This is a genomic window from Sphaerochaeta sp. UBA5849 (assembly GCA_002432715.1).
Classification (GTDB): Bacteria; Spirochaetota; Spirochaetia; order Sphaerochaetales; family Sphaerochaetaceae; genus Sphaerochaeta.
The window spans coordinates 1-21,970 of the sequence record DJGJ01000008.1 but is presented as its reverse complement, the minus strand read 5'-3'; the positions used below and the strand labels follow the sequence as shown (position 1 = coordinate 21,970).

The window sequence follows — 21,970 nt, the reverse complement described above, 5'->3', positions numbered from 1 at the left end:
CGTATTTGTACGGACTGACACGATCAATCTCCCCATAGCCCTAGCCCTGTTCACTTCGACCATCCTCTTAGGGATGTTGGTCTCCTTGTCAGCCCTGCTTATCAGCGAATACGACCGTCCGCTTTACTCCAATAAGGACATGCTGCGTTTGGTGTGGATGGCAATCGTTGAGAACTTCGGGGTGCGTCAGGTCATCAGCTTGTGGCGGGTAAGCGCATACTTCAGTGCAATGCGCAAGAACCGTGGATGGGGAACCCAGGTGAGAACCGGCTTTAAAGGGGCTCAAAAGAAAACGCAGTAATGACCATGTGGGCGGGTCTTAGGGGTGCATTGCCCTGGTAGAGCCAGAAGTTGATGCGAAACCGAACCCGTCCCGGTGTAGGCGCGGCTGGATACGTCCAACGCGCTATGCGCATCGCGTCACTTTCTTGTAAGTCGGGATCCACATTTCCATGGTAGGAGGAGAACGCAACTCCTTCCTTGGTCCAGACGATGCGGTGGGTGGTTGCGGTGCCGTTCAGTTCAGGCTTGAAAACAAAAATCCTGGAGGAATCGGTATAGGGTTGGACTACATACTGAAACTTGGTGCCATCACGCTGACCCCAGGCGGCAAACTCAATGTCTATCTCCCGGTTGTACTCCTGCGGTGAGGTATCCCAGGTAAAGAAGCCTGCAACCACATTCGGATCGTACTGCTCGATGTCGGTCTCAACGGTGAAGGTATAGGTGCCGTAGCCTACCCGTTCGCGGGTGAATATCTCGGTAGCCCACCAGCGGCCCTGCTGCTCAGCAATGGTCAGGTGCAGGCCCCACTCGTCGACCCAGACCGCGTCCTCGGTTCCCCGAAAGTAGTTCGGTCCGGGAGCAGTAGGAGTCAGGCTGGATTTCAACCTCCAGTGCAGATTCCCGAACTCCAGCTCCCTCGGACCGGTCTTCAATATGGGAGCATCCTGTGCATACAGGGTGCAGGAAAGCAAACTTACCAACGCCAATGCAAGCAATGTAGCTTTCATACCTACCTCCCGGTCAAGGCGAGCACCTTCTGTACAAAGACATCGGTGCTGTAATTCTCAACATTCATTGCGCCGATGGACCAAGCGTGTATGCTCTTTGTCGGTACCACCTCGGCGATGCTGGTCCTGATGGCCTGATAGCCTGCATTACGGGCCTCATTGATGATTTTACTCTCCCCCGCACCATTTCCGAACGGAAGGGCAAGGACTGTCACCGGCTCGCCGGTTTGCTCTTCGATGATCTGCTTGGAGGCCTGAAGCTCATGGCGGATCTCCTCGACAGAGAGCTCTGCCATCATTCGATGCGTCAGTGAGTGAGATTCAAAGAAGAAAAGCTTCCTGCCGGAACTGGTTCGGTAATCACTCATCTCCCGAATCTGGTCCCAGCTCATATAGCCGACTTCCCCGATGAAGTTGGGAACCAGGAAGATGGTCGCCTCTAGCTCATACTGGCGAAAGAGCGGGTAGACGATGGCATAGATGGAGAGATCACCGTCATCGAAGGTAATGATCACTTGGTCGGTTTTTGCCAAAGACGTACCATTCAGAATCGCCCTGAAATTGGTGATGGTGAAATTCCGTTTGAGAAAAGCCAGGTCGTGCTCGAAATTGTACAGGTCACGGTTATAGACATTGCCCGTACGCCCGAAGACGATATTGTGATAAAGAACCACCAAAAGCTTGGGATCCTTTCTCGGGGGTACTTGGCTCGGCGTGTCAAAGCCCACAAGGGTTTGGACGGGTAGCAAACCCTGATCACGGGTGCTCCAGTACCTCACCGCAGGAGCCTCATCATTCCGAATAAGAGGAGCACTTTGTTGTTCGGGAATCACCTCGGCAGAGAGGCCGAACATGAGCGAAACAAGTAGGATAATCAGGATGGAGTGTTTCATACAGCGAAGGCCCTCAAACCGGCAAAGAAGGCGAATTGGACGACGACGATCAGGGTGGGAACCCTGTTGACGGCAGCCAGCTTTTGCTTGGCAAACATAAAAGCAAAGACAAAGGCGATGCAAAACCATGCAAGGTAGTTCTGAAGCGGAATGTCTCCACCTGCCCAACTCCAGTAGTCGAAGGCGATGGCCACCGGCTCCATTACATAGTCGAAGAGTACGGTCAAAGAAGCTGTTGCCAAGGCAGCCAGCCAGGGATTTGCAATCTTTGTGCTTGTTACCTGTACAATGCCCAAAATAATAAGCGTCCAGTTGACGCCGATCAGAAGCGGTACGCCCAGCAATTTCAGCCCAAGCGTCGGTCCGTAGGTATACGCACCAAAGACCAAGGAGGTGGCAACCCCGATTATTTCCAGTACCAGAGTGAGCAGGAAGGTGAGCACCGCCCAAAAGAGCAGGCGGGAATTGCGGGCTTTCACTTCAAAGAAGAATCCCAAAATTGAGGTGGCTGAAATGGTATAGGGGGTGAAGGACAGCATTATCGGCAGTGTTGCATCAAGTGTGTGCAACACCAGGCCGATGGCATAAATCGGTATCAGCAAAAGGAGAGTCAGGCGTTCTATCTTTTCAAGATTCTGCATGGCAGGGCGACTCCTAGAGTGTGGGCTATACCCTTTCTCAGTATCCTCGACTTCGGCGGCTTGACCCGCTTCTCATAGACGATGAAAGGATCCTTGGCTATCTGCTGTGCGGTCCAGCAGTACATGTCCGCAGCGGTCATAATCGGGATGCGATACCGTCTTGGAATATAACCATACCCCTTTTCCGCCTCTTTCTGCCAGAGCTGGTACCGTTTGACCTCTTCACGGATGAAAGCCTTGAACTGCAGGGGATGCTTCTGAGTATATGCACTGTCCAAGGAGGAAAGAGAGCTCTTGCCGAGTGGCAGGTAGCGCCTTCCAATTTCTAGGTCTTCCTGAATGTCACGGATGAAATTGATGTACTGCATCGCCCGTCCAAGCATCGCAGCATAGCCGGAGGCTTTCTCACTCAGGTCCATGATCCTTGCCATATAGAGACCGATGACCTCGGCCGAACCATAGATGTAGGTGAGCACCTCGTCGAGGGTTTCACAGGTGGAGCTTGAAAGGTCGTGCTCCATGGAGTCCAGAAACGCCTCGGTCCAGGCAGGATTGAAGTGCTTGCGCCTGTGCAGTTCCAGAAAAGCATCGATGATTACATCGCCACTCGCTTTACCCGACGTAAGCGCCTCTGTGTAGGTTCTACGGAAGGCGTGAAAAGCCGCTGGATCGACCGGCTGGTCGTCCACCAGGTTGTCAGCCACCCTGACAAACCCATACAAGGCATAGACATCCCTGCGAACAGCAGGGGGAAAGAAATAGGAACTGAAGTAATAGGTCTTGCTCCCGTTTCTGAAAATTTGTTCATGTTTCTCAGCGACCATACGTTTCTTGGATTTCCTTGGCTATCAATTCGCTTGCAATGAGTACCATCGGGACCCCTACGCCCGGATGGGTATACTGGCCTGTGTAGTACAGATTCGGCACCTTCTTGGCTTGGTGTCTGGGGCGGAACACTGCTGTTTGGAAGAGTGTATGACTCAGACCCAGGGCCGTGCCCTTGTAGGCATGGTAATCCTGGATGAAATCCCGATGGGTGTACAACCGCTTTACCAGGACATCCTTGCCCAGATCCTCACCGGTGACCTTTTTTACATGCTCGACCATCATTGCAAAATACGCCTCCCGCTGCTGGTCGGTATCGGCAAGGCCGGGGGCAACCGGGACGAGCAAAAAGACATTCTCACAGCCTTGGGGCGCAGAGCTTGGATCGGTCTTGGTTATGCAGCTAAGGTAAAAACAGGGATCTTGGTCCGGCCATGCGGGCTGCTTGAAAATGTCATCGAAATGGCCGTTCCAATCCTTTGCGAAGTAGAGATTGTGATGCTCAAGACCCTTGAGTTCGCGTCCGATTCCAAGGTAGGCGATGAACATGGAGGGAGCGACGACGCGCTTTTTCCAGTAGGAGTCCGAGTAGGTTCGCTCCTCTTTCTTGATCAAAGCCGTCTCGGTATGGTGATAGTCGGCTGAGCTGACAACTACATCGGCTGCAAAGTAGCCGTTGGTCGTCTCAACCCCGACAGCCTTTCCATCCTTGGTGACTATGCTGGTGACCTCGGTGTCGGTGAGTAGATGTACTCCAAGCTCTTGGCAAAGGTTGACAAACCCTTCGGCAGCCCCGGCCATGCCTTTTTTGGGGAAGAATACGCCCAACTTGAGGTCGACATGGCTCATGATGGAATAGAGGGCTGGAGCCTGGGCGGGATTGGTGCCCAAAAACACCATGGCATACTCGAGGATCTGCTTGGCCCTGCGGTCTTGGACATAGCCTGAAACGAAGGAGTCGAGCTTGCCGAGTACGCCAAGCTTCAGGCCTTCGGTCATCAGGCGCCTGTTGAAGAACTGGCCGATATGCTTGTAGTCCCGGTACAAGAAATCCTCCATGGCAACATCATACTTGTATGTCGATTGCTCCATGTAGGCTTTCAGGGCCTGGCCTCCGCCTTTTTCAAAGGTTTCAAAAAGTTCGGCATTCTTGTCAAAATCCGCGGTGAGTTCAACCTCCTGGTCTCCAAAAAACACTTTGTAGTAGGGGCCCAAGGGTTTGAGCTCGTAGTACGACTCCCGCTTTTTTCCAAAGAGGGCAAAGTAGCGTTCGAATACTTCGGGCATGAGATACCAGGACGGTCCCATGTCGAAGGTAAAGCCATCCTTGTGCCAATAACGGGCACGGCCGCCGAGCTGCTCGTTTTTCTCAACCACCGTTACCGTAAACCCATCGCGTGCAAGCAGAGCTGCTGCACTAAGGCCTCCAAAGCCTCCACCGATGACTAAAGCTTGTTTTCCCATAGGCAAATCCTATGGTGTTGGCAGAGGAAAATCAAGGAGAAACTGCACTCCAATACTTAAAAAGAACTATTCCGAATAATAAGAATCGAGTTGCCTCTTTCTTCCTCCTTTCCCAAATGCATTCGTTTGGATATGCTTGAGACAAGGAGATTCAGCGATGATTATTGACAAACTCAGCGACCTACGGCGCTATATACCTTCCCTTCCCGCATTGGAAACGGTCTGTTCGATTTTGGAGAGTGGAGTACTGAAGGACCAAAGCTTTGGAAGCTATACGACCGATAATCCGTCGGTACGCTACAACCTCTTCACCTACCATACGGAAAAGACCGAGAGTGATATCTATGAGATCCATCAGAAGGAGGTTGATGTGCAGATCCTCCTCTCCGGCTTTGAACGGATGGACATCGCATCCAAGGATGGACTTCAGACAGTACAGGAGTATGATCGGGCAAAGGAAGCAATGTTTTCAAAAGGCAGGAAACAGGTAAGCTACCACGCCGATACCACAACCTTCGCCCTCTTTTTCCCAGGCGAACCGCATGCCCCCAACCTGGTCGATGGCAAGTCGACCGAAGTGGTGAAGGTGGTTTTCAAGATTCTTCCATCCTGAACCGAAGAAGGTGGACCAGCAGACAATTTCTTCTGCTCCTGCCCCTGCAGTTCATCTTCTCTTCCCTCTTTGGCTCGACGGGCCTGTGGTTCTCCTTTCCGCTCTCGGATGTGCTGGCGGCATCGCTGACCTGTTTCCTTCTGCTTCGGGAACGCGAGACAAAACTTTCTCTATACAGGTAAAATTTCCATTTGACAGATGGGAAATCCCATGCAATTATTAACCTGTAAGACAGCTTTACAGCTAAGCAGATTTTCTTCCTGGCATACGCCGGGAAACGCATCGAACATTGTTAGCCGCTTTGCGGTCCTGAGGAGGAAACAATGAAGAAAGTAATCGTCACCCTGTTGCTGGCCGCCCTGGTGCTTCCCATGGCATTCGCGCAAGCTTCAACTGAAGTCAAACCCGTTGAACTGGTCTACACCATGACCGCAGTCCCCACCGATGCACACGCCGGTGCCATGCGCGTATTCAAGGAAACCGTCGAACGTGTTTCCAATGGACAGATCAAGGTTCTCACCTATGACTCCGCCTCGCTGTTCAAGCAGGAGCAGGAAGTCTCGGCAGTCAAGAGCGGCCAGGCCGACATGACCGCCACTGCAGCTTCGTGGTTGACCGATGGAAGCCCATGGGTGTCCATGTTCACCGCCGGCTACATCTTCAAGAGCTACGACCACATGACCAGCGTACTCAACGGCCCCATCGGAGCTGAGGTGTTCGACCGCATCGCCAAGGAGCAGGGAATCCGCCCCCTCGGTGCACAGTATCTCGGAACCCGCCAACTCAACCTGGTCGAGGACAGGGAGATCAAGACCCCGGCCGACCTCAAAGGCGTAAACCTGAGAATGCCGAACTCCGACTCCTGGATCTTCCTGGGCAAGGCCTTGGGCGCCAATCCGACCCCGATTTCATTCAGCGAGCTGTACATGGCCCTGCAGACCAAGACCGTCGACGGCCAGGACAACCCGCTCCCGTCCACCAAGAACGCCAAGTTCTATGAAGTCACCAAGTCCATCACCATCACCAACCACCTGGTTGACTCTGTATGGCCCGCCATCAACGAAGCAAAATGGCAGTCCCTTTCCGAGCAACAGAAGGCTTGGGTCATGGAAGGGGTGAAGGCCGGCATCGAGTATTGCGACACCACCAACCTCAAGGCTGAGGCTGAACTGGTCGAGTTCTTCAAGAGCGCAGGCCTGAAGGTCTACTATGCCGACCTGGATGCATTCGCCGAGCACGTTTTGGCACAGTATCTGGCAAGTCCTTATGCTAAGAGCTGGGATAAGGACATGTTCGAAAAAGTCGTAGCAGCTGGCAAGTAAGCAAACACTTACAACCCGGGGCTGCCTGCCCCGGGTTTCTTCTTGCAATTGAACAGGAGACCAACCACATGAAAAAACTGGCATTGTTGCTGAGAGAGATCATGGAAGTCTACATTCCGGTCATCTCCTTTATCTTCTTGTTTCTGGCATTCATCCTGCAAGTATTCTTCAGGTATGTGGTCAACCATCCTCTTACCTGGACCCAGGACGTGATCGTCATTGGATTTTGTTGGTCGGTCATCCTCGGAGCCTGCTATACCATGCGTCGCAAGGGACACGTCCAGTTCACCATGCTCTACGAAGCCTACAGCCCCAAAGTGGCTGCCTGGGCCCGCCTGCTGGGGAACCTGTTGATCATCATCACCTTCGCCTTGATGGTCATCCCTTCCTTCAAGTACGCCTTCTTTTTGGGTTTCCAGAAAACCCCGGTCCTGCGTGTCTCCTACACCTGGATTTTCCTCCCCTTCACCTATTTTCTCCTGTCCATCATCGGCTACAGCATCAAGCCGGTCCTGGAGGATTGGAAGGTCATTACCGGTAAACTTTCCGATAGTGTCGACCACAGCTACGATCCATTGCTCGGGGAGGTAAAGAAATGAGTTTCCCCTTATTCATCACCCTGTTTGTATTCATCCTGATCTTCATTCTCAGGATGCCCATCGCCCTGGGCATGCTTGCCTCGGCTGCATGCTACCTTTTGGTAAAGGGCGCCGACCTGAGCCTGGTCGTCAACCAGGTCATGAACACCTATTACACCAACTACGTCATCATCGCAGTCCCGCTCTTCATATTCACCGCCAACGTCATGAACAGCGGCAAGGTAACCGACATGATCTTCAAGTTCGCAGGCGGGCTGACCGGGCGGATGCGGGGAGCACTCGGCCAGGTCAACGTCCTTGCCTCCCTGATTTTCAGCGGGATGACCGGATCGGCCATCGCCGATGCCGCAGGCCTGGGAAAGATTGAGATCCAGGCAATGAAGGACGATGGGTACGATCCGGAGTTCAGCTGCGCCATCACCGCAGCCTCTGCAACCATCGGACCGATTTTCCCGCCATCCATTCCCTTGGTCATCTATGCCATGCTCTCTTCAACCTCGGTAGGAGCGCTGTTCATGGGCGGCATGGTTCCTGCGATTCTCCTCGCCCTCTTTTTAATGATCTACGTTGCCATTGTTGCCAAGAAGCGAAATTACCCCAGAGGTGAAAAAATTGTCTGGACGACGTTTCTCGCCTTCACCATCAAGGCGCTTCCCGCCCTGCTCACTCCCGTAATCCTATTGGTGGGCATCTATACCGGGGTGATGACTCCAACCGAGGCAGGAGCAATTGCAGGTCTGTATGCCATGCTGGTCTCGGTCTTTGCCTATAGGGCGATGGGAATAAAGGACCTGTACGAAGTGATCAAGACCACCATCAAGGATGTCGGGGCAACCAGCATCATGATCGGGGCTGCCACCATCATCAGCTACATCGTCGCCCGAGAGCAGCTGGCAACCAACATCGGCAACTGGATACTGAGTATCACGAGCAGCAAATGGACCTTCATGCTGATGGTCAACATCGTAATCCTGATCCTGGGCATGTTCATGGACACCTCCACCATCCAGCTGGTCTTCGTCCCCATCATGATTCCTGTCGCCAATGCTCTGGGCATCGACATGATCCACTTCGGATTGGTAGTCACCTTCAACATGATGGTAGGCCTCTCCACCCCGCCGTTCGGCATGCTGCTGTTCATCACCAGCGGTATTTCGGGGACACCGCTGAAGGGAGTCATGAAGGAAATCATCTGGCCGCTGGTGGTCATGCTGATCGTCCTTGTCCTGATCACCTACATCCCCGAGATCACGCTCTTCCTGCCTCGTGCTGCAGGACTCATCTAAGGAGTTATGTCAATGAAAACACCCTATAACGGCTGCTGGCCGACCATGATCACCCCCTTCACTGCTGACAACAAGGTAGACTTTCCGGCAGTGAAGGCTCTTGCCAACTGGTATATCGACCGGGGCGCCGACGGCATCTTCGCCGTCTGCCAGTCCAGCGAGATGTTCTTTCTCTCCCCACAGGAGAAGCTCGATATAGCCAAGGCGGTCGTCGAGGCTGCCGAAGGCCGGGTAAAGGTCATCGCAAGCGGCCATACCAGCGACGACCACAAACAACAGATCGATGAGCTGGGAGCCATGGCCCAGACAGGAGTCGATGCCGTGGTGCTGGTCTCCAACCGCCTGGCAAAGGCCGACGAGGACAGCTCGGTCTTCAATGCCAACGCCCAAGACATCTTTGAGCAGCTTCCCGATGTCACCTTCGGCCTGTATGAGTGCCCCTATCCCTATCTGAGGCTGCTTACCGACGATTTTTTGGCCTGGGCTGCAAAGGAAGACAAGCTGGTCTTCCTCAAGGACGTCTCCTGTTCCCTGAAAATCGAGAAACGCCGTGTCGAACTGGTCAAGGGAACCAAGCTGGCCCTGTTCAACGCCAACACCGCCACCCTTCTGGACTCCTGGATCGCAGGCTATGTCGGCTACAACGGGGTTATGGCGAACTTCCACATCGACATCTACAAGTGGATGTATGAGCACTTCAAAACGGAACCCGTCCTTGCACGCAAGGTCATGGACTTCCTTACCGTTGCTGCAGTCACCGAAGCACGAGCCTATCCCATCAATGCCAAATACCACTACGACCTCACCGATGTACCGATGAGCCTGGTCACCCGCTCCAAGCCTGTCTCCCTGCTCAACGAGAATGCCCGGTTGGAGATTCAGAGCCTGATCAGAATGGAAGCGGAGATGCGCACGCTTTTGGGGCTCAAGCTATGAACCGGGGCTCTGAGTTTCGCACCAGGTTGAAGTCGGGTTCAGTTCTGGGCGGGCACGTATTTCTCAATGACCCTGCCATCACCGAAGCTCTTGCCCGCTATGGCTACGACTTCATCTGGATCGATGCCGAGCATGGGCCGTTTGACAAGCAGAATCTTCTGCTTCATGTCATGGCGGCCAATGCCGGCGGGGCTGCAGCCTTTGTACGGGCAGCGGGCCAGCAGATGCAAGACATCAAGTATGTCCTTGAGATGGGCATCGACGGCATCATCATCCCCCAGGTGATGGACGAGATTGAAGCCCGAAAGGTTTTGGAACTCTGCCTGTATCCACCGGAGGGAACTCGGGGGTTCGGTCCCAGGCGCGCCATAGCGTATAATCAACAGGATTTGAAAACCTACCTTTCTGCAAGCAGGGAGAGTTTTGTCAGGATCATCCAGATCGAGCACATACGGGCGGTACAGCGCATTGAGGCAATACTAGCCCTGCCCGCCCTCGATGCGGTGATCATCGGCCCGAACGACCTTTCGGCCTCCATCGGCCTGCTCGGCGACAGCCTGAACGAGAAGGTGCTTGCACTTGCAAACCAGGTGGTCAAGGCAGCCAAGAAGGCTGACAAGCCGGTCGGTGTCTCGATCGGGCCGGATGAGAGGACGATCAGGATATACCAAGAGATGGGAGTGGATTTCATCAGCTGCGGCGATGATATCTCCTTTCTCCATCAAGGAGCCAAGAGAACCTTTGCAATGGTTGGTAGAACCTAGATGCAGGGGTCCGAATTTAGTAAGATGACTGGATAGGAGGAGGTTCCCATGGACATTTCACACTTCTCACTCTCACGGGTAAACCTCAGCCAGCAGATTGCAGACCATCTGGAGGAGGTGATCCTCTCCTCTCCCACCAGTAAAGTGGCTGAGAAACTTCCAGGAGAGATGAAGCTTGCCAAGCAGTACAATGTCAGCCGACCGGTCATCCGGGAAGCTCTCAAGCTGCTGCAGGAAAGGGGCTTGATCACGCTCAAGAACGGCAGTGGAGCCTATATCACCCGACCGGAAAACGATACCGTCATGAATGCCATCAACCGCATCATGCAGGTCGACCGCATCAAGAGCGACGACCTGACACAGATGCGCGAAATTTTGGAGCTCAGCTCCGTGGACCAGGCGGTGAAATGCATCACCGACGAGCAGTTGAAGGAGATGGACAGGATCCTGTCCAAGTTCGAGGACAAGAGCCTTCCGCTCAAGGAGCGGGTCAAGCTGGACGAACAGTTCCATATCGCCATCGCCCAGGCCACCGGCAATGAGCTGCTTAGCATGTTCGTCGGGGTGCTCACCTCCCTTTTGCGTGACTACATGGGAAAAGGCATCCTCATCGAAGGCGGCATCGAAGATGCAATCAAGCGTCACCGGGAGATTTACCAGGCCCTGCTCAACCGGGATGCAAAGGCGGTCCACCAGGCAATGGTCGACCACCTGAGAGTCTCAAGCCTCAACGTCCAATTCTTTGACAAACAAGGTGCATCGAATAAGGAAAGCAGCTCCTGACGTTTGCAGGTATCCAATGTGACCATTACTGATAAGCTTGGGGGTGGACTCTCATCAGGAGGCAATCCATGAGTCTTCTCCTTTCGGGCATCGACCCAAAGCTCATAACCTTGGCCCAGAAAGTCTTCGACCAGCAATTTGCAACCGACTCCAAGCTCTCTCTTGAAATGGACGAGCGACGCAAGCAGCTGATGTTCCAGGATATCCTGTATAATTTCAGCTTCCTCACCACTGCAGTCAATCTGCAGGACGAGAACATTTTTTCCAACTACGCCGTGTGGCTCTTTGAGCTCTTGTGCAACCTCATGAAGGACCAGATGGTCGATCACTACCATGTGCTTTCGCTATTCACCGATGAGCTGTTCAACTCTGAGCAGGTCGATCTGGCGAAAAGCTACCTGTAGAAGGCCATTCTCGTCACCGGGGACCAGCTGATGCACAAAAGCCCGTATGGTTTGCAATCGCTGCTGCCTATCGTTCGGGCATCTACTTCAGCTGCATCCACTCAGATGCTTATTTCCACCTCATGCACAGTTCATCGATGGAGGAGAGTTCCTCTTGGCTGAAATCAGGGCTCTTTCCCACCGCCTTCAGGTTCACCTTCACTTGTTCGGCACTGCTGGCTCCGATGAGCACGCTGGTGACCCGCTTGTCCACCAATAGCCAGGAGATGGCCATCTCGGACAGGCTCTGCCCGCGTTTTCGGGCAATGGTGTTCAGGCCGTTGAGCAACTCCACCCGCTCTTTGGTGATCGTTTCCGGCTTGAGGAAATGACTCTTGCTTGCACGGGAATCAGGGGGGATGGTCCCCTCGAGGTAACGGTCTGAAAGCAAGCCCTGGGCGAGGGGCGAGAAGCAGATGGCCCCCGCCTCGCCTTTCATCCCATCAAGAAGGTGGTCATCCTCGACCCAGCGGTCCAGCAGGGAGTAACGGACCTGGTTCAACACGCAAGGACAGCCAAGCTCTTTCAAAAGGGCAATGGCCTTCACGGCCTCCGCTCTATGGTAGTTGGAGATTCCTACATACAACGCCTTTCCCTGCCTTACCAGCTGGGCAAGGGCTCCCATCGTCTCCTCAAGCGGGGTATTGGGATCGGGACGGTGGTGATAGAAAATATCCACATACTCAAGGCCCATGCGCTTCAGGCTTGCATCACAGCTGGCGATCAGATACTTGCGGCTTCCCCAATCCCCGTAGGGACCGGGCCACATGTAATAGCCTGCCTTGGTGGAAATAAGCATCTCATCGCGATAGGCGCCGAACTGCTCCGAGAGCATTCTCCCAAACCTGACTTCGGCACTGCCGGCCGGAGGCCCATAGTTGTTGGCAAGGTCGAAATGGGTTATCCCATGATCGAATGCGGTGGCGATCATCTGACGGCATACTGCATCGTCAACGCCGTCACCGAAGTTGTGCCAAAGGCCCAACGAGAGAACAGGAAGTTTCAAACCACTGTGTCCTGCATAGCGGTACTGCATACCATCATAACGTGTCTGTGCTGCTGTATAGGTGTTCATAGCTACACTATACAACACACAAAGGTGTGGTCAAAGCAATTTTTCCTGTGCTATAGTCGGAACATGCAAACTCTTATGGACACATTCCTTGATTTGGTTGCCTTCGATTCACCCTCCTTCGAGGAGCAGAAGATTTCCTTGTTGCTCGAGCATGCACTGCTTGAGGCAGGACTGAGCACCGACTATGACGAAGCGGGAAATCTCTACGGCTATCTAATGGGAGAGGGCCCCACCATCCTGCTCAACGCCCATATGGATACGGTCGAGCTGGCACGAGGGGCGAAGGCGGTCATCGAGAACGGAGTCATCAAAACCGATGGGACGACAGCACTCGGGGCCGATGACAAGGCAGCCGTCGCCGCCATCCTTACCGCCTTGCGGACGATCAAGGAGAAGCAGCTTGCCCATCCGAACCTCGTCATTCTCTTCACCACCGCCGAGGAACAGGGCCTGCTCGGAGCCAAGCGGCTTGAGATCGACAAGCTCTCAGCCGTCCAGTACGGCTTCACCTTTGATGCTTCACAGTGTGTGGGTCTGGCCGTCACGGCCGCTCCCTCCTACGACAAAATCGAGGCCGTTTTCCATGGAAAGGGAGCCCATGCCGGCTTCAAACCCGAAAGCGGCATCAGCGCCATCCAGATGGCCAGTGATGCAATAAGTGCCATGCCGCTGCTACGCATCGACAGCGAGACCACCGCCAACGTCGGCTCCTTCATAGCCCCCGGGGCAAAGAATATTGTCTGTGACAAGGCCCAGCTCGTCTTCGAGGCCCGCAGCCTGGACAATGCCAAGCTTAAGAAGCAGACCGACAAGATGAAACAAGCTCTCCAGGATGCAGCCCAAAGGCATGGAGGGAGGGTTGAAATACAGCACGAACACCTCTATGAGGTCTATCACCATCACCACGACAGCCCTGTTCTGGCAACCTTCCGGCGAGCGTGCACCAAGCTCGGACTCCCCTACCGTGAAGAGCCCACGTTGGGCGGAAGCGATGCAAACATCCTCAATGAGCTTGGCATTCCCACCTTGGTGTGCAGCATCGGCTACGAGGAGGCGCATACGACAAGCGAGTACATTCCCATCGAAGAACTGAAGCGACTGCTTTCGCTGGTTTTGGAGTTGGCTACGCTATGAAAAACATCACCCTTATCGGATGCGGGGCGGTAGGAGCCCTTTACGGCCTGCGGCTGCACAATCTGCTGGGCAGGGAGCATGTCTGCTTTCTGGTCGACGAAACGCGCAGACAGCGCTATGAGAGCGATGGCATCATCCTCAATGGACAGCGTGCTCCCTTTCGCTACTGCACGCCCGAGGAGGCCAAACCAGCCGACTTGATCATTCTTGCAACCAAGAACCATCACCTTGAAGATGCCATCGGATTGATGAGGTCCTCCATCGGACCTGATACTGCCATTCTCTCGTTGCTCAACGGCATCGAGAGTGAGCAGATCCTTGCAGCGGAGTTCGGCCAGGAGAAAGTGCTGTACAGCTTCGCCGTCGGACTGAACTCCACCCACACAGGCAATGCCATCACCTACACCGCCGAAGGACGCATCGTATTCGGGGAGAAGGACAACAAGGTCAGCAGACGGGTTACGGCGATCGCCGACCTCTTCGAGAAGGCAGGCATCTCCTATCTCGTACCCGAGGATATCCAGTTGGAGATGTGGAACAAGTTCATGCTCAACACAACCTACAATACGATCAGCAGCCTCCTGTATGCGACCTATGCAGACTTCGACCAGAGTGCGGTACTCGAGCTGGCTCATTTGATCTGCAAGGAAGTGCAGATGGTGGCAGCGAAGGAAGGAGTACTGCTTCCAGACTCCCTGATCGAGCAGAACCACAGAATCGTCTGCAACCTCGGTTCGGAGGGGAAGACATCCATGTGTCAGGATATGGAGGCTGGAAGGAAAACTGAAAACGCCTGGTTCTGCGGGACTGTGATCAAGCTGGGCGAAAAACATGGCATAGCCACCCCGACCTGCAAGGCATTATCGCTTTTGGTCCAGGCCAAGGAGCATATGCAGCTCAACGGCCAAGCTCGGCAAGGGCATTGACTTTTGCACTCTTGAGCTTGCTTGTCAGTTCAGTGAGTTTTTTGACATTGCAGTTGTTGCAGTAGACATGGAAGTCGGCATCCGAAGTCGGTACATTCTTGGCCATCTGCAACAACAGATGCTTCTCCAGTATTCTGACGGCAGGTACGTTGTACTTGCGGGCAAGCTCATCGCGGGCTAGGAAGAAGTGCTTCAAGAAGACCTTCTCTTCGCGGGACAGATACTTCCATGACGAGAACTTCGTCCACCCCGGTTTATCCGGTCCCTTGCTCTTTCCTGCCTGCTGCATCTCAAGAGCGACTTTCTCAGTCAGGCCTTTCTCTGCAACCTCTATATCGAGGATTTGTTTGAGCACCAAGAGGTGTTCGACATCTGAAAGGGCATACTCGATCTGGTCGTTCTTCAGCGGGCGTACAAGCCAGTTGGTCATCTGGTTCTTCTTCTTGCTGGAAAGATTGGGTTTGGCTGCTTCAGGAATATATCGTTCCACCAGACCGGTAAGGTTGCCGGTGTACCCAAGGGCAAGGGCGCATACGCGAATATCGTAGACACCTTCGAGCAGAATGTCATACTGCTTGCGCACCAAGGCGGAGTCGCTTGCACAGTCAAACATGACCTTCAAGACCGAACCATCCTCCAGGAAAGCCTTGAGGGCGTCTTTGGAGAGTGCAAAGGGGTCGACCAACGTATAGGCCGATCCATCAAACAGCTGAATAAGGCATAGGTGTTCCCCGTAGATATGCAGGTTGAATTCACCTTCAAAATCCATGGCAACAATGGTGATGCCCTTCTCTTTCCATTGGGACTGCAGTTGTGACAATTTCGCATCGGAATCGATCATGGTGTACTTGCGCATAGGAAGACAGCATAGCAAATAGAGGCGAAAGTGAGAACCTCTTGGGGATGGGTAATGAAAGTATCGCATCGACTTATATTTTCATTAATGTTTATTTTTGCATATTATTGGCATAGTTATTCTATTAAAAGGATATTTTACCGGCTTTTACCTTTTAAATATACATAATTGGATATTATCAGCAATAAATTGTGCAATAGTTTTGCTTTTCATACAAATGTTTGGGCATTTTCCTGAATGCTCTTAACGCGATAAATAAATATCGATATCTTATGCTCATACAGAATATCCCAAGGAGATGAGCTATGAGTGTCATGAGTTTTTCCATTCCCCGAACCATCTATTACGGAGAAGGTTCCCTTGAAAAACTTTCCCTCTTGAAAGGCAAGCGAGCCGCCATCGTAACCGGCGGCAGCTCCATGAAAAAATTCGGATTCCTTGAGCAGGCAGTCGCCCTGCTTCAGAAAGCCGGCATAGAGTCGATCATCATCGACGGCGTCGAGCCAAATCCCTCGGTTGAGACGGTTGTCAAAGGCGGAAAAACCATGCTCGACTTCGGTCCCGATTGGATCGTAGCCATTGGAGGCGGTTCCGCTCTCGATGCTGCAAAGGTCATGTGGTGCTTCTATGAGCATCCCGAGCTCGGCTTCGAGGATATCATTACTCCGGGCAGCATGCCATCCCTGCGCAACAAGGCCCGATTCATCGCCATTCCTTCCACGAGTGGAACTGCAAGCGAGATTACTGCCTTCAGCGTCATCACCGATACGGCAAAGCACATCAAGTACCCCATCGTGGCGGCCGACATGGTACCCGACATTGCCATTCTCGACCCAGCCCTGCCGATGACCATGCCCAAGCACATCACCGCCAACACCGGTATGGATGTCATGGCACACGCTGTGGAAGCCCTTGCTTCGACTGCGGCAACCGCCTTCACCGACCCGTATGCCGTCCAAGCCATCAAAATGGTGCTCGAGAGCCTGCCGATTGCCTATGCAGAACCGAAGAACCTCGGCGCCCGCGAAGCAATGCACGAAGCTTCCGCCTTGGCGGGCATGGCTTTCACCAATGCCTCCCTGGGGCTGGTCCACTCGATGGCCCACAAGATCGGGGGGGAGTTCGGCGTCACCCACGGGCTTGCCAATGCAATCCTGCTGCCGTATGTCATCGCCTTCAACCGCAGGTACAGCGACAAGTATGCCTATGCTGAGAAACTGCTGGGCCTTGAAGACCTTTCCAAGGCGATTGAGGAGATGAACAGGAAGATGGATATCCCATCCTGCTTCAAGGATTGCACCGAAGTCGACTTCAACGAGGCTAAATTCAAGGAGTTGCTCGACCGCATGAGCAAGCACGCATGGGAGGATCCCTGCACACTCACCAACCCGGGAAAGCCGAATGCCTCCGATGTGAAGATGCTGTTTGAGGCTGCCTACTACGGAAAGGCTGTGAAGTAAATCACATGGGTATTCCAAGAAAAGCCGCTCGAAGTGAGCGGCTTTTTCATGTCCAATGCTTACTGACAGGTGTTATTCCTTGGTCTTTGGAAGCACCAGGTTCAACAGGATGCCGACCAATGTGGCGAGTGCAACACCGGCAAGTGAGAAGGTAAGATCCTTGCCCATGGCAAAGGAGAGGGTCCCTCCACCGATGCCGATGACCAGGATGACGCTGCTGATTGTCAGGTTGCGCTTGTCCTCGTAGTTGACGCCTGCATCAACCAAAGTCCTCAGGCCGCTGGAGGCGATGGTGCCGAAAAGGAGCATGGAGATACCGCCAAGCACCGGATTGGGGATCGTTTGGATCAGGGCGCCGAACTTGGGGAAGAAGGAGAGGAATACTGCCACGACGGCGGCTCCTCCGGTCACCCAGACACTGTACACGCGGGTAAGTGCCAACACCCCGATGTTCTCACCATAGGTGGTGTTCGGAGGACCACCCCAAAACGATGCCCACAGTGTGGCCAGGCCGTCCCCGGCAAGAGTTCTGTCAAGACCCGGATCCTTGTAGAAATCCTTTCCCACCACCTTGGAAATGGTCAGGGTGTCACCAAGATGCTCGCATATGGTTGCCAGCGATACCACAATGAAGGTTACAGCTGCCACCACATTGAACTTTGGAAGGGCAAAGGTGGGAAAACCGAACCAAGCGGCTTCCTTGACTGCTGCAAAGCTGATCAAGGCATGCTGGGGGAAGATGAAGCCGAGGATGAGGGCGAAGAAGTAGCCTCCAAGCAGGCCCAAGAGTATCGGGATGATGCTGAAGAACCGCTTGGCGAAGATGTTTGCCACAATAGTGAGGGCCAAGGTGACAGCTGCGACTGCGAGTAGATAGAGGCTGTAATTGCCGTTTGCATCATTCATCGCCATGCCCATCGCAGTAGGTGCCAGGTTGAGACCGATGACCACAATGACCGAGCCGATCACCACAGGAGGCAGGGCCTTGTTCAACCACGAGTGCCCGGCTTTCTTGATGATGAACGCCACCAAGGTGTAGAACAAGCCGGAGACGAATGCACCGCCCATGGCATACGCCACCCCGTAACTGCTGCTGATCGCAATCAAGGCAGGGATGAAGGCGAATGAGGAACCCAGGAAGGCAGGAACTTTTGCTCCGGTGATCAGGATGTAAAGCAGGGTTCCCGTTCCAGCGGTGAAGAGCGCCGTACTGGGGCTCAATCCGGTAAGGATGGGCACGAGAATGGTCGCACCGAACATCGCGAAGACATGCTGGATACTTAAGGGTATCCATTGTCCCAGTGGCGGCTTGTCAGCCGGACCATACTTTACAAAGCTGGATGGGTGGTTTGCCATCAGAGAGCTCCTTGAACCTGCGCACACAAAGAACCTAGGCTCTTGGTACAGTTGCAGGCAGGGGGGGGATGATGACTTGCAGGAAGTCTCTCCATCCTACCGAGAATTCAAGGAGCATGGGAAGTGCAAGAGTGCATGAATATGCAAAATATGTGCAAAACCGACACCACAATGCACCATCATGCCAATCTGCGCACCCCGCCCTCTTGATCACAGGCCTTTTCCTGAACCGGGCAGAGTTCCAGCATGGCAAGCTGTACCATGCGGTTCAGATTTGAAAACTGCTCGCTTTCGTAGAAGTCGCGAAGAATCATGCGGGCAACCCGTCTGCGCTCGGCCCCGATTTTTCTTCCCGGTCTCTCATTTCTCTTTTGTTGTGTGTGCATACTTACCTCCTCAGCAGGGGGGAGAGTGCTCCATAGAGCAGCAATAGGGGAGAAGCAATCAGGACGCACAAGACAAAAAGCACCATCAGTGGTACTGATGAGAGCATCCTGTCATACCATCCCGGCAGGTTTCCTGTTTGTTCATGCATACACTCCCTCCTTGTTTCTGCTTACAGCATACGGCAGGGGGTGTGACACAGAATGTCTCACAAAGGAGTTTTTATGCGAATTTGCATATTTTCAACTGCTTGGTTGTAGAGATTTACGAACTCAGGAGGAGCGAGGGCCCGTGCCTGGGGACCGAAGAACAGCAGTGCCGAGAGGATCTCATGCAGGTTTGCAACCGGAAGCGTCACTTCCAGGGCATCCTGCCCCTCCTCCTTGACGAAGCGCTGTTTCTGCTTTGCATGCCAGGTCTGGGTCGCCAGCGTGTTGATCGCCCATCCGTAGACACGGAAGGTCACGTAGGTAACCTCCTTGCCCATGAATATGCCATAGCCGGAGTGGATGAAGGCATCCAGCTCGGCATCACTGTAGCGCTCCTTCATCCGGTCACCGGAAATCCGGGAAAGATCGAGGATCCTGCTGAGGTGGAAGGTCCTGAGCTCCTTATGCTGCAGGTCATAGGAGACCAGATACCAGCGACCGCTGTAGTTGATCAACCTCAGCGGTTCGATATGCCGCCTGGACAGCTCGCCGTTGGCATTCTTGTAGTGCATGGTCATGCGCTCGCCGCTCTTCATCGCCGCACAAATCCTGTTGAAGATTTCGTAGTCGGGCCAATCCTGAACCGGGGTGATGAAGACAATCTTGTCAGAGAGGGAGCGGTAGCTCTTTTCCACTCCGCTGTCGATTCCTTCACTGATCATCTCGGTCAACGCTCCCATCAGCCCCTGCGACTGGGCAAGGCTGCGGAAGATGGCGTTGAGCACCAGCATCCGCTCATTGGAGTTGGAAAAGAGGGTAAAGCTTTCGGTATATCGATACCAATGCTTTTCTGCATCGTACTCGATGGGCGCCTTGAGTTGGTCGCGCAGGAACTCGATGTCACGGAGAACCTGCCTGCGCGAGAGGGAGAACTCGCGCATGATGTGTGCGGTCTTCACCCCACCAGCTTCCTCAATGGTGCGGTTGATGAAAACAATGCGTTCTATCTGGCTCATACGCCCAGTATACACAAAACGGCCCTCCGGTGAAGGAGAGCCGCTGTAAAAATGTTGATGAAACGCTGCTTACTTGGCGGCCTTGAGGTTTGCCTCGAGCCGATCAAGGAAGGTTGCAAGTTCCTTGGGAAGCTTGTCGCCGAACTTCGGATAATGGTTGGCGCGGATGTCTTCGACTTCCTTCAACCAGCCATCAATATCAACGGCCAACAGCTGCTGCATATCCTCAACGGTCACACCTTCAGGACGATCGATTGCGTCTGCAGTGGGCATGATGCCGATCGGGGTGTCGATGGACTTTGCAGTACCTTCACAGGCTTCGAAGACCCACTTCAGTACACGGCTGTTCTCACCGAAACCGGGCCAGAGCCACTTGCCGTCGTCGGTCTTGCGGAACCAGTTGACATAGAAAATCTTGGGAAGCTTGCTCTGATCCTTGGCAGCCTTTCCGACGTTGATCCAGTGCTGGAAGTACTCACCCATGTGGTAGCCACAGAAGGGAAGCATGGCAAACGGGTCGCGGCGGACGGTACCGACCTTGAGGTCGAGAGCGGCGGCGGTGATTTCAGAACCGACGATCGAACCAAGGAATACACCGTGGTTCCAGTCATAGCTCTGGTGTACCAAGGGAATCGTCTTCGGGCGGCGACCACCGAACAGGATTGCGCTGATGGGCACACCCTTCGGGTCTTCCCATTCAGGAGCAATGCTGGGGCATTGGGCTGCCGGAGCGGTGAAACGGGCATTGGGGTGTGCTGCAGGCTTCTGGGACTTGTCACCCTTGTTCTGCACCCACTCGTTGCCGTTCCAGTCGATCAACTTGCCCGGAGCATCGTATCCGATGCCTTCCCACCATACATCATTGTCCTCGGTGAGGGCGCAGTTGGTGAAAATGCTGTTCTTGGAAGCGCTTACCATGGCGTTGTAGTTGGATTCATTGGAAGTGCCGGGGGCAACACCGAAGAAACCAGCTTCCGGGTTGATGGCATACAGCCTGCCGTCGGCGCCGTACTTCATCCAGGCAATGTCGTCACCGACGGTCTCAACCTTCCATCCGGGGATGGTGGGTACGAGCATGGCCAGGTTGGTCTTGCCGCAGGCGGACGGGAAAGCACCGGTGACGAAGATGCTTCTTCCTTCAGGATTGGTAATCTTGAGGATGAGCATGTGCTCTGCAAGCCAGCCTTCATCGTGGGCAAGGACGGAAGCGATGCGCAGGGCAAGGCACTTCTTTCCAAGCAGGGCATTCCCACCGTAACCGGAACCGTAGGACCAGATCTCACGGGTCTCGGGGAAGTGGGAGATGTACTTGTCTTCGAGCGGGGCACAGGGCCACTTGCCGTTGTCGCTCTCGCCTTCAGCGAGGGGCTTGCCGACGGAGTGGTAACAGGGCACGAATTCGCCTTCACTGCCAAGAACATCGAGGACCTTCAAACCGACGCGGGTCATGATCATCATGTTGAGGACAACGTAGGGGCTGTCGGTCAGCTCAACGCCGATCTTGGCGATGGGGGAACCGATGGGACCCATGGAGAACGGAATGACATACATGGTGCGACCTTTCATGCAGCCCTTGTACAGGCCGGTCATGGTCTTCTTGAGCTCAACGGGATCGATCCAGTTGTTGGTTGGACCTGCTGCTTCCTTGGTCTTTGCTGCAATGTAGGTTCTATTTTCTACTCGTGCCACATCGGAAGGATCGGAGTTGTAAGCTATGCTGCCTGGTCTTTTTTCAGGATTCAACTTGACGCAGTATCCACCGGCAAGCTGCTCGGCTACCAACTGGTCATACTGTGCGGAACTTCCGTCGGCGATTACAATCGAATCAGGGGTGGTAAGCGCTGCGAAATCCAGAATCCATTTCTTGAGCCCGGCATGCTTGATGTCATTGACGTTCATGGGGTTCTCCTCTTAAAAAAAATACTGCAAAATTAAATTCTTTATATTACAGTTCAACTTTATATTTCTATCAGAGACGACAATTAAAATCAAGTCTATCCCGCAATATCGCAGGGCAATCGCTTAAAAAGGA

General features: G+C 53.8%; 24 protein-coding genes. 12 read left to right on the top strand and 12 right to left on the bottom strand.

Annotation, left to right across the window (positions count from 1 at the left end):
• Positions 1–301, top strand: a 301-nt coding sequence (locus tag B3K89_RS01235; RefSeq protein ID WP_345906944.1) for a hypothetical protein, incomplete at its 5' end; no start/stop codon positions are given.
• On the opposite strand, the gene B3K89_RS01230 is transcribed toward B3K89_RS01235, so the two are convergent.
• The 5 genes from B3K89_RS01230 to B3K89_RS01210 are packed head-to-tail and all read right to left on the bottom strand — an operon-like array spanning position 273 to position 4,836.
• Positions 273–1,013 (bottom strand): serine protease, encoded by a 741-nt coding sequence (locus B3K89_RS01230; protein ID WP_293890465.1) that lies wholly within the window; start codon positions 1,011–1,013, stop codon positions 273–275. The genes B3K89_RS01235 and B3K89_RS01230 overlap by 29 nt on opposite strands.
• 2 nt (positions 1,014–1,015) lie before the next feature.
• The gene (locus tag B3K89_RS01225; RefSeq protein WP_293890463.1) at positions 1,016–1,906 is read right to left on the bottom strand and encodes a polysaccharide deacetylase family protein; all 891 of its coding nucleotides are present in this window, start codon (positions 1,904–1,906) and stop codon (positions 1,016–1,018) included.
• The gene (locus tag B3K89_RS01220) at positions 1,903–2,547 is read right to left on the bottom strand and encodes a carotenoid biosynthesis protein (protein WP_293890461.1); all 645 of its coding nucleotides are present in this window, start codon (positions 2,545–2,547) and stop codon (positions 1,903–1,905) included. Before B3K89_RS01220 ends, B3K89_RS01225 begins: the two co-directional genes overlap by 4 nt.
• Positions 2,526–3,371: a phytoene/squalene synthase family protein gene (locus B3K89_RS01215; RefSeq protein WP_293890459.1), complete on the bottom strand. Its 846-nt coding sequence runs from the start codon at positions 3,369–3,371 to the stop codon at positions 2,526–2,528. Before B3K89_RS01215 ends, B3K89_RS01220 begins: the two co-directional genes overlap by 22 nt.
• Positions 3,361–4,836, bottom strand: a complete 1,476-nt coding sequence (locus tag B3K89_RS01210) for a phytoene desaturase family protein (protein ID WP_293890457.1) — start codon at positions 4,834–4,836, stop codon at positions 3,361–3,363. Before B3K89_RS01210 ends, B3K89_RS01215 begins: the two co-directional genes overlap by 11 nt.
• Before the next feature lie 157 nt (positions 4,837–4,993).
• On the opposite strand from B3K89_RS01210, the gene B3K89_RS01205 reads away from it, so the two are divergent.
• From B3K89_RS01205 to B3K89_RS01170, 8 genes are all read left to right on the top strand, one after another.
• Positions 4,994–5,449 carry a YhcH/YjgK/YiaL family protein gene (locus B3K89_RS01205; protein ID WP_293890454.1) on the top strand — a complete coding sequence of 152 codons (456 nt, stop codon included), beginning with the start codon at positions 4,994–4,996 and terminating at the stop codon, positions 5,447–5,449.
• A gap of 323 nt (positions 5,450–5,772) precedes the next feature.
• Positions 5,773–6,771, top strand: a complete 999-nt coding sequence (locus tag B3K89_RS01200; protein ID WP_293890451.1) for a sialic acid TRAP transporter substrate-binding protein SiaP — start codon at positions 5,773–5,775, stop codon at positions 6,769–6,771.
• 68 nt (positions 6,772–6,839) lie between these two features.
• A complete protein-coding gene (locus tag B3K89_RS01195) occupies positions 6,840–7,370 on the top strand; it encodes a TRAP transporter small permease (protein WP_293890448.1) in 531 nt (176 codons plus the stop codon).
• Positions 7,367–8,656 (top strand): TRAP transporter large permease, encoded by a 1,290-nt coding sequence (locus tag B3K89_RS01190; RefSeq protein ID WP_293890445.1) that lies wholly within the window; start codon positions 7,367–7,369, stop codon positions 8,654–8,656. Before B3K89_RS01195 ends, B3K89_RS01190 begins: the two co-directional genes overlap by 4 nt.
• A 12-nt stretch (positions 8,657–8,668) precedes the next feature.
• A complete protein-coding gene (locus tag B3K89_RS01185) occupies positions 8,669–9,592 on the top strand; it encodes a dihydrodipicolinate synthase family protein (protein WP_293890441.1) in 924 nt (307 codons plus the stop codon).
• Positions 9,589–10,356 carry an HpcH/HpaI aldolase family protein gene (locus B3K89_RS01180; RefSeq protein ID WP_293890438.1) on the top strand — a complete coding sequence of 256 codons (768 nt, stop codon included), beginning with the start codon at positions 9,589–9,591 and terminating at the stop codon, positions 10,354–10,356. Before B3K89_RS01185 ends, B3K89_RS01180 begins: the two co-directional genes overlap by 4 nt.
• A 48-nt stretch (positions 10,357–10,404) precedes the next feature.
• Positions 10,405–11,139: a FadR/GntR family transcriptional regulator gene (locus B3K89_RS01175; RefSeq protein WP_293890435.1), complete on the top strand. Its 735-nt coding sequence runs from the start codon at positions 10,405–10,407 to the stop codon at positions 11,137–11,139.
• A 68-nt stretch (positions 11,140–11,207) separates the two neighbouring features.
• Positions 11,208–11,543 carry a hypothetical protein gene (locus B3K89_RS01170; RefSeq protein ID WP_345906943.1) on the top strand — a complete coding sequence of 112 codons (336 nt, stop codon included), beginning with the start codon at positions 11,208–11,210 and terminating at the stop codon, positions 11,541–11,543.
• 109 nt (positions 11,544–11,652) lie between these two features.
• Here B3K89_RS01170 and B3K89_RS01165 read toward each other — a convergent pair whose 3' ends face one another.
• Positions 11,653–12,657: an aldo/keto reductase gene (locus B3K89_RS01165; protein WP_293890426.1), complete on the bottom strand. Its 1,005-nt coding sequence runs from the start codon at positions 12,655–12,657 to the stop codon at positions 11,653–11,655.
• 63 nt (positions 12,658–12,720) lie between these two features.
• Here B3K89_RS01165 and B3K89_RS01160 point away from each other — a divergent pair, with 63 nt between their 5' ends.
• Positions 12,721–13,791, top strand: a complete 1,071-nt coding sequence (locus B3K89_RS01160; protein ID WP_345906942.1) for a M20/M25/M40 family metallo-hydrolase — start codon at positions 12,721–12,723, stop codon at positions 13,789–13,791.
• Positions 13,788–14,717: a ketopantoate reductase family protein gene (locus tag B3K89_RS01155; protein ID WP_345906941.1), complete on the top strand. Its 930-nt coding sequence runs from the start codon at positions 13,788–13,790 to the stop codon at positions 14,715–14,717. Before B3K89_RS01160 ends, B3K89_RS01155 begins: the two co-directional genes overlap by 4 nt.
• Here the strand turns inward: B3K89_RS01155 and B3K89_RS01150 are convergent.
• The gene (locus B3K89_RS01150; RefSeq protein ID WP_293910738.1) at positions 14,689–15,573 is read right to left on the bottom strand and encodes an HRDC domain-containing protein; all 885 of its coding nucleotides are present in this window, start codon (positions 15,571–15,573) and stop codon (positions 14,689–14,691) included. The two genes, B3K89_RS01155 and B3K89_RS01150, sit on opposite strands and share 29 nt — an antisense overlap.
• Positions 15,574–15,878: 305 nt before the next feature.
• Here B3K89_RS01150 and B3K89_RS01145 point away from each other — a divergent pair, with 305 nt between their 5' ends.
• On the top strand, positions 15,879–17,033 hold the full coding sequence (locus B3K89_RS01145; RefSeq protein ID WP_293892615.1) for an iron-containing alcohol dehydrogenase: 1,155 nt from the start codon (positions 15,879–15,881) through the stop codon (positions 17,031–17,033).
• A gap of 72 nt (positions 17,034–17,105) precedes the next feature.
• Here the strand turns inward: B3K89_RS01145 and B3K89_RS01140 are convergent, their stop codons facing one another.
• The 5 genes from B3K89_RS01140 to B3K89_RS01120 all read right to left on the bottom strand — a co-directional run bounded on the left by B3K89_RS01140 (position 17,106) and on the right by B3K89_RS01120 (position 21,837).
• Entirely contained in the window at positions 17,106–18,389 is a 1,284-nt protein-coding gene (locus B3K89_RS01140; RefSeq protein ID WP_293892618.1) for a uracil-xanthine permease family protein, read from the bottom strand.
• Between the two features lie 179 nt (positions 18,390–18,568).
• A complete protein-coding gene (locus tag B3K89_RS01135; protein WP_293892621.1) occupies positions 18,569–18,775 on the bottom strand; it encodes a hypothetical protein in 207 nt (68 codons plus the stop codon).
• 2 nt (positions 18,776–18,777) lie between these two features.
• On the bottom strand, positions 18,778–18,924 hold the full coding sequence (locus B3K89_RS01130) for a hypothetical protein (RefSeq protein WP_293892624.1): 147 nt from the start codon (positions 18,922–18,924) through the stop codon (positions 18,778–18,780).
• A gap of 57 nt (positions 18,925–18,981) precedes the next feature.
• On the bottom strand, positions 18,982–19,938 hold the full coding sequence (locus tag B3K89_RS01125; protein ID WP_293892627.1) for a helix-turn-helix transcriptional regulator: 957 nt from the start codon (positions 19,936–19,938) through the stop codon (positions 18,982–18,984).
• 69 nt (positions 19,939–20,007) lie between these two features.
• Positions 20,008–21,837: a phosphoenolpyruvate carboxykinase (GTP) gene (locus B3K89_RS01120; protein ID WP_293892630.1), complete on the bottom strand. Its 1,830-nt coding sequence runs from the start codon at positions 21,835–21,837 to the stop codon at positions 20,008–20,010.
• Positions 21,838–21,970: the final 133 nt, after the last annotated feature.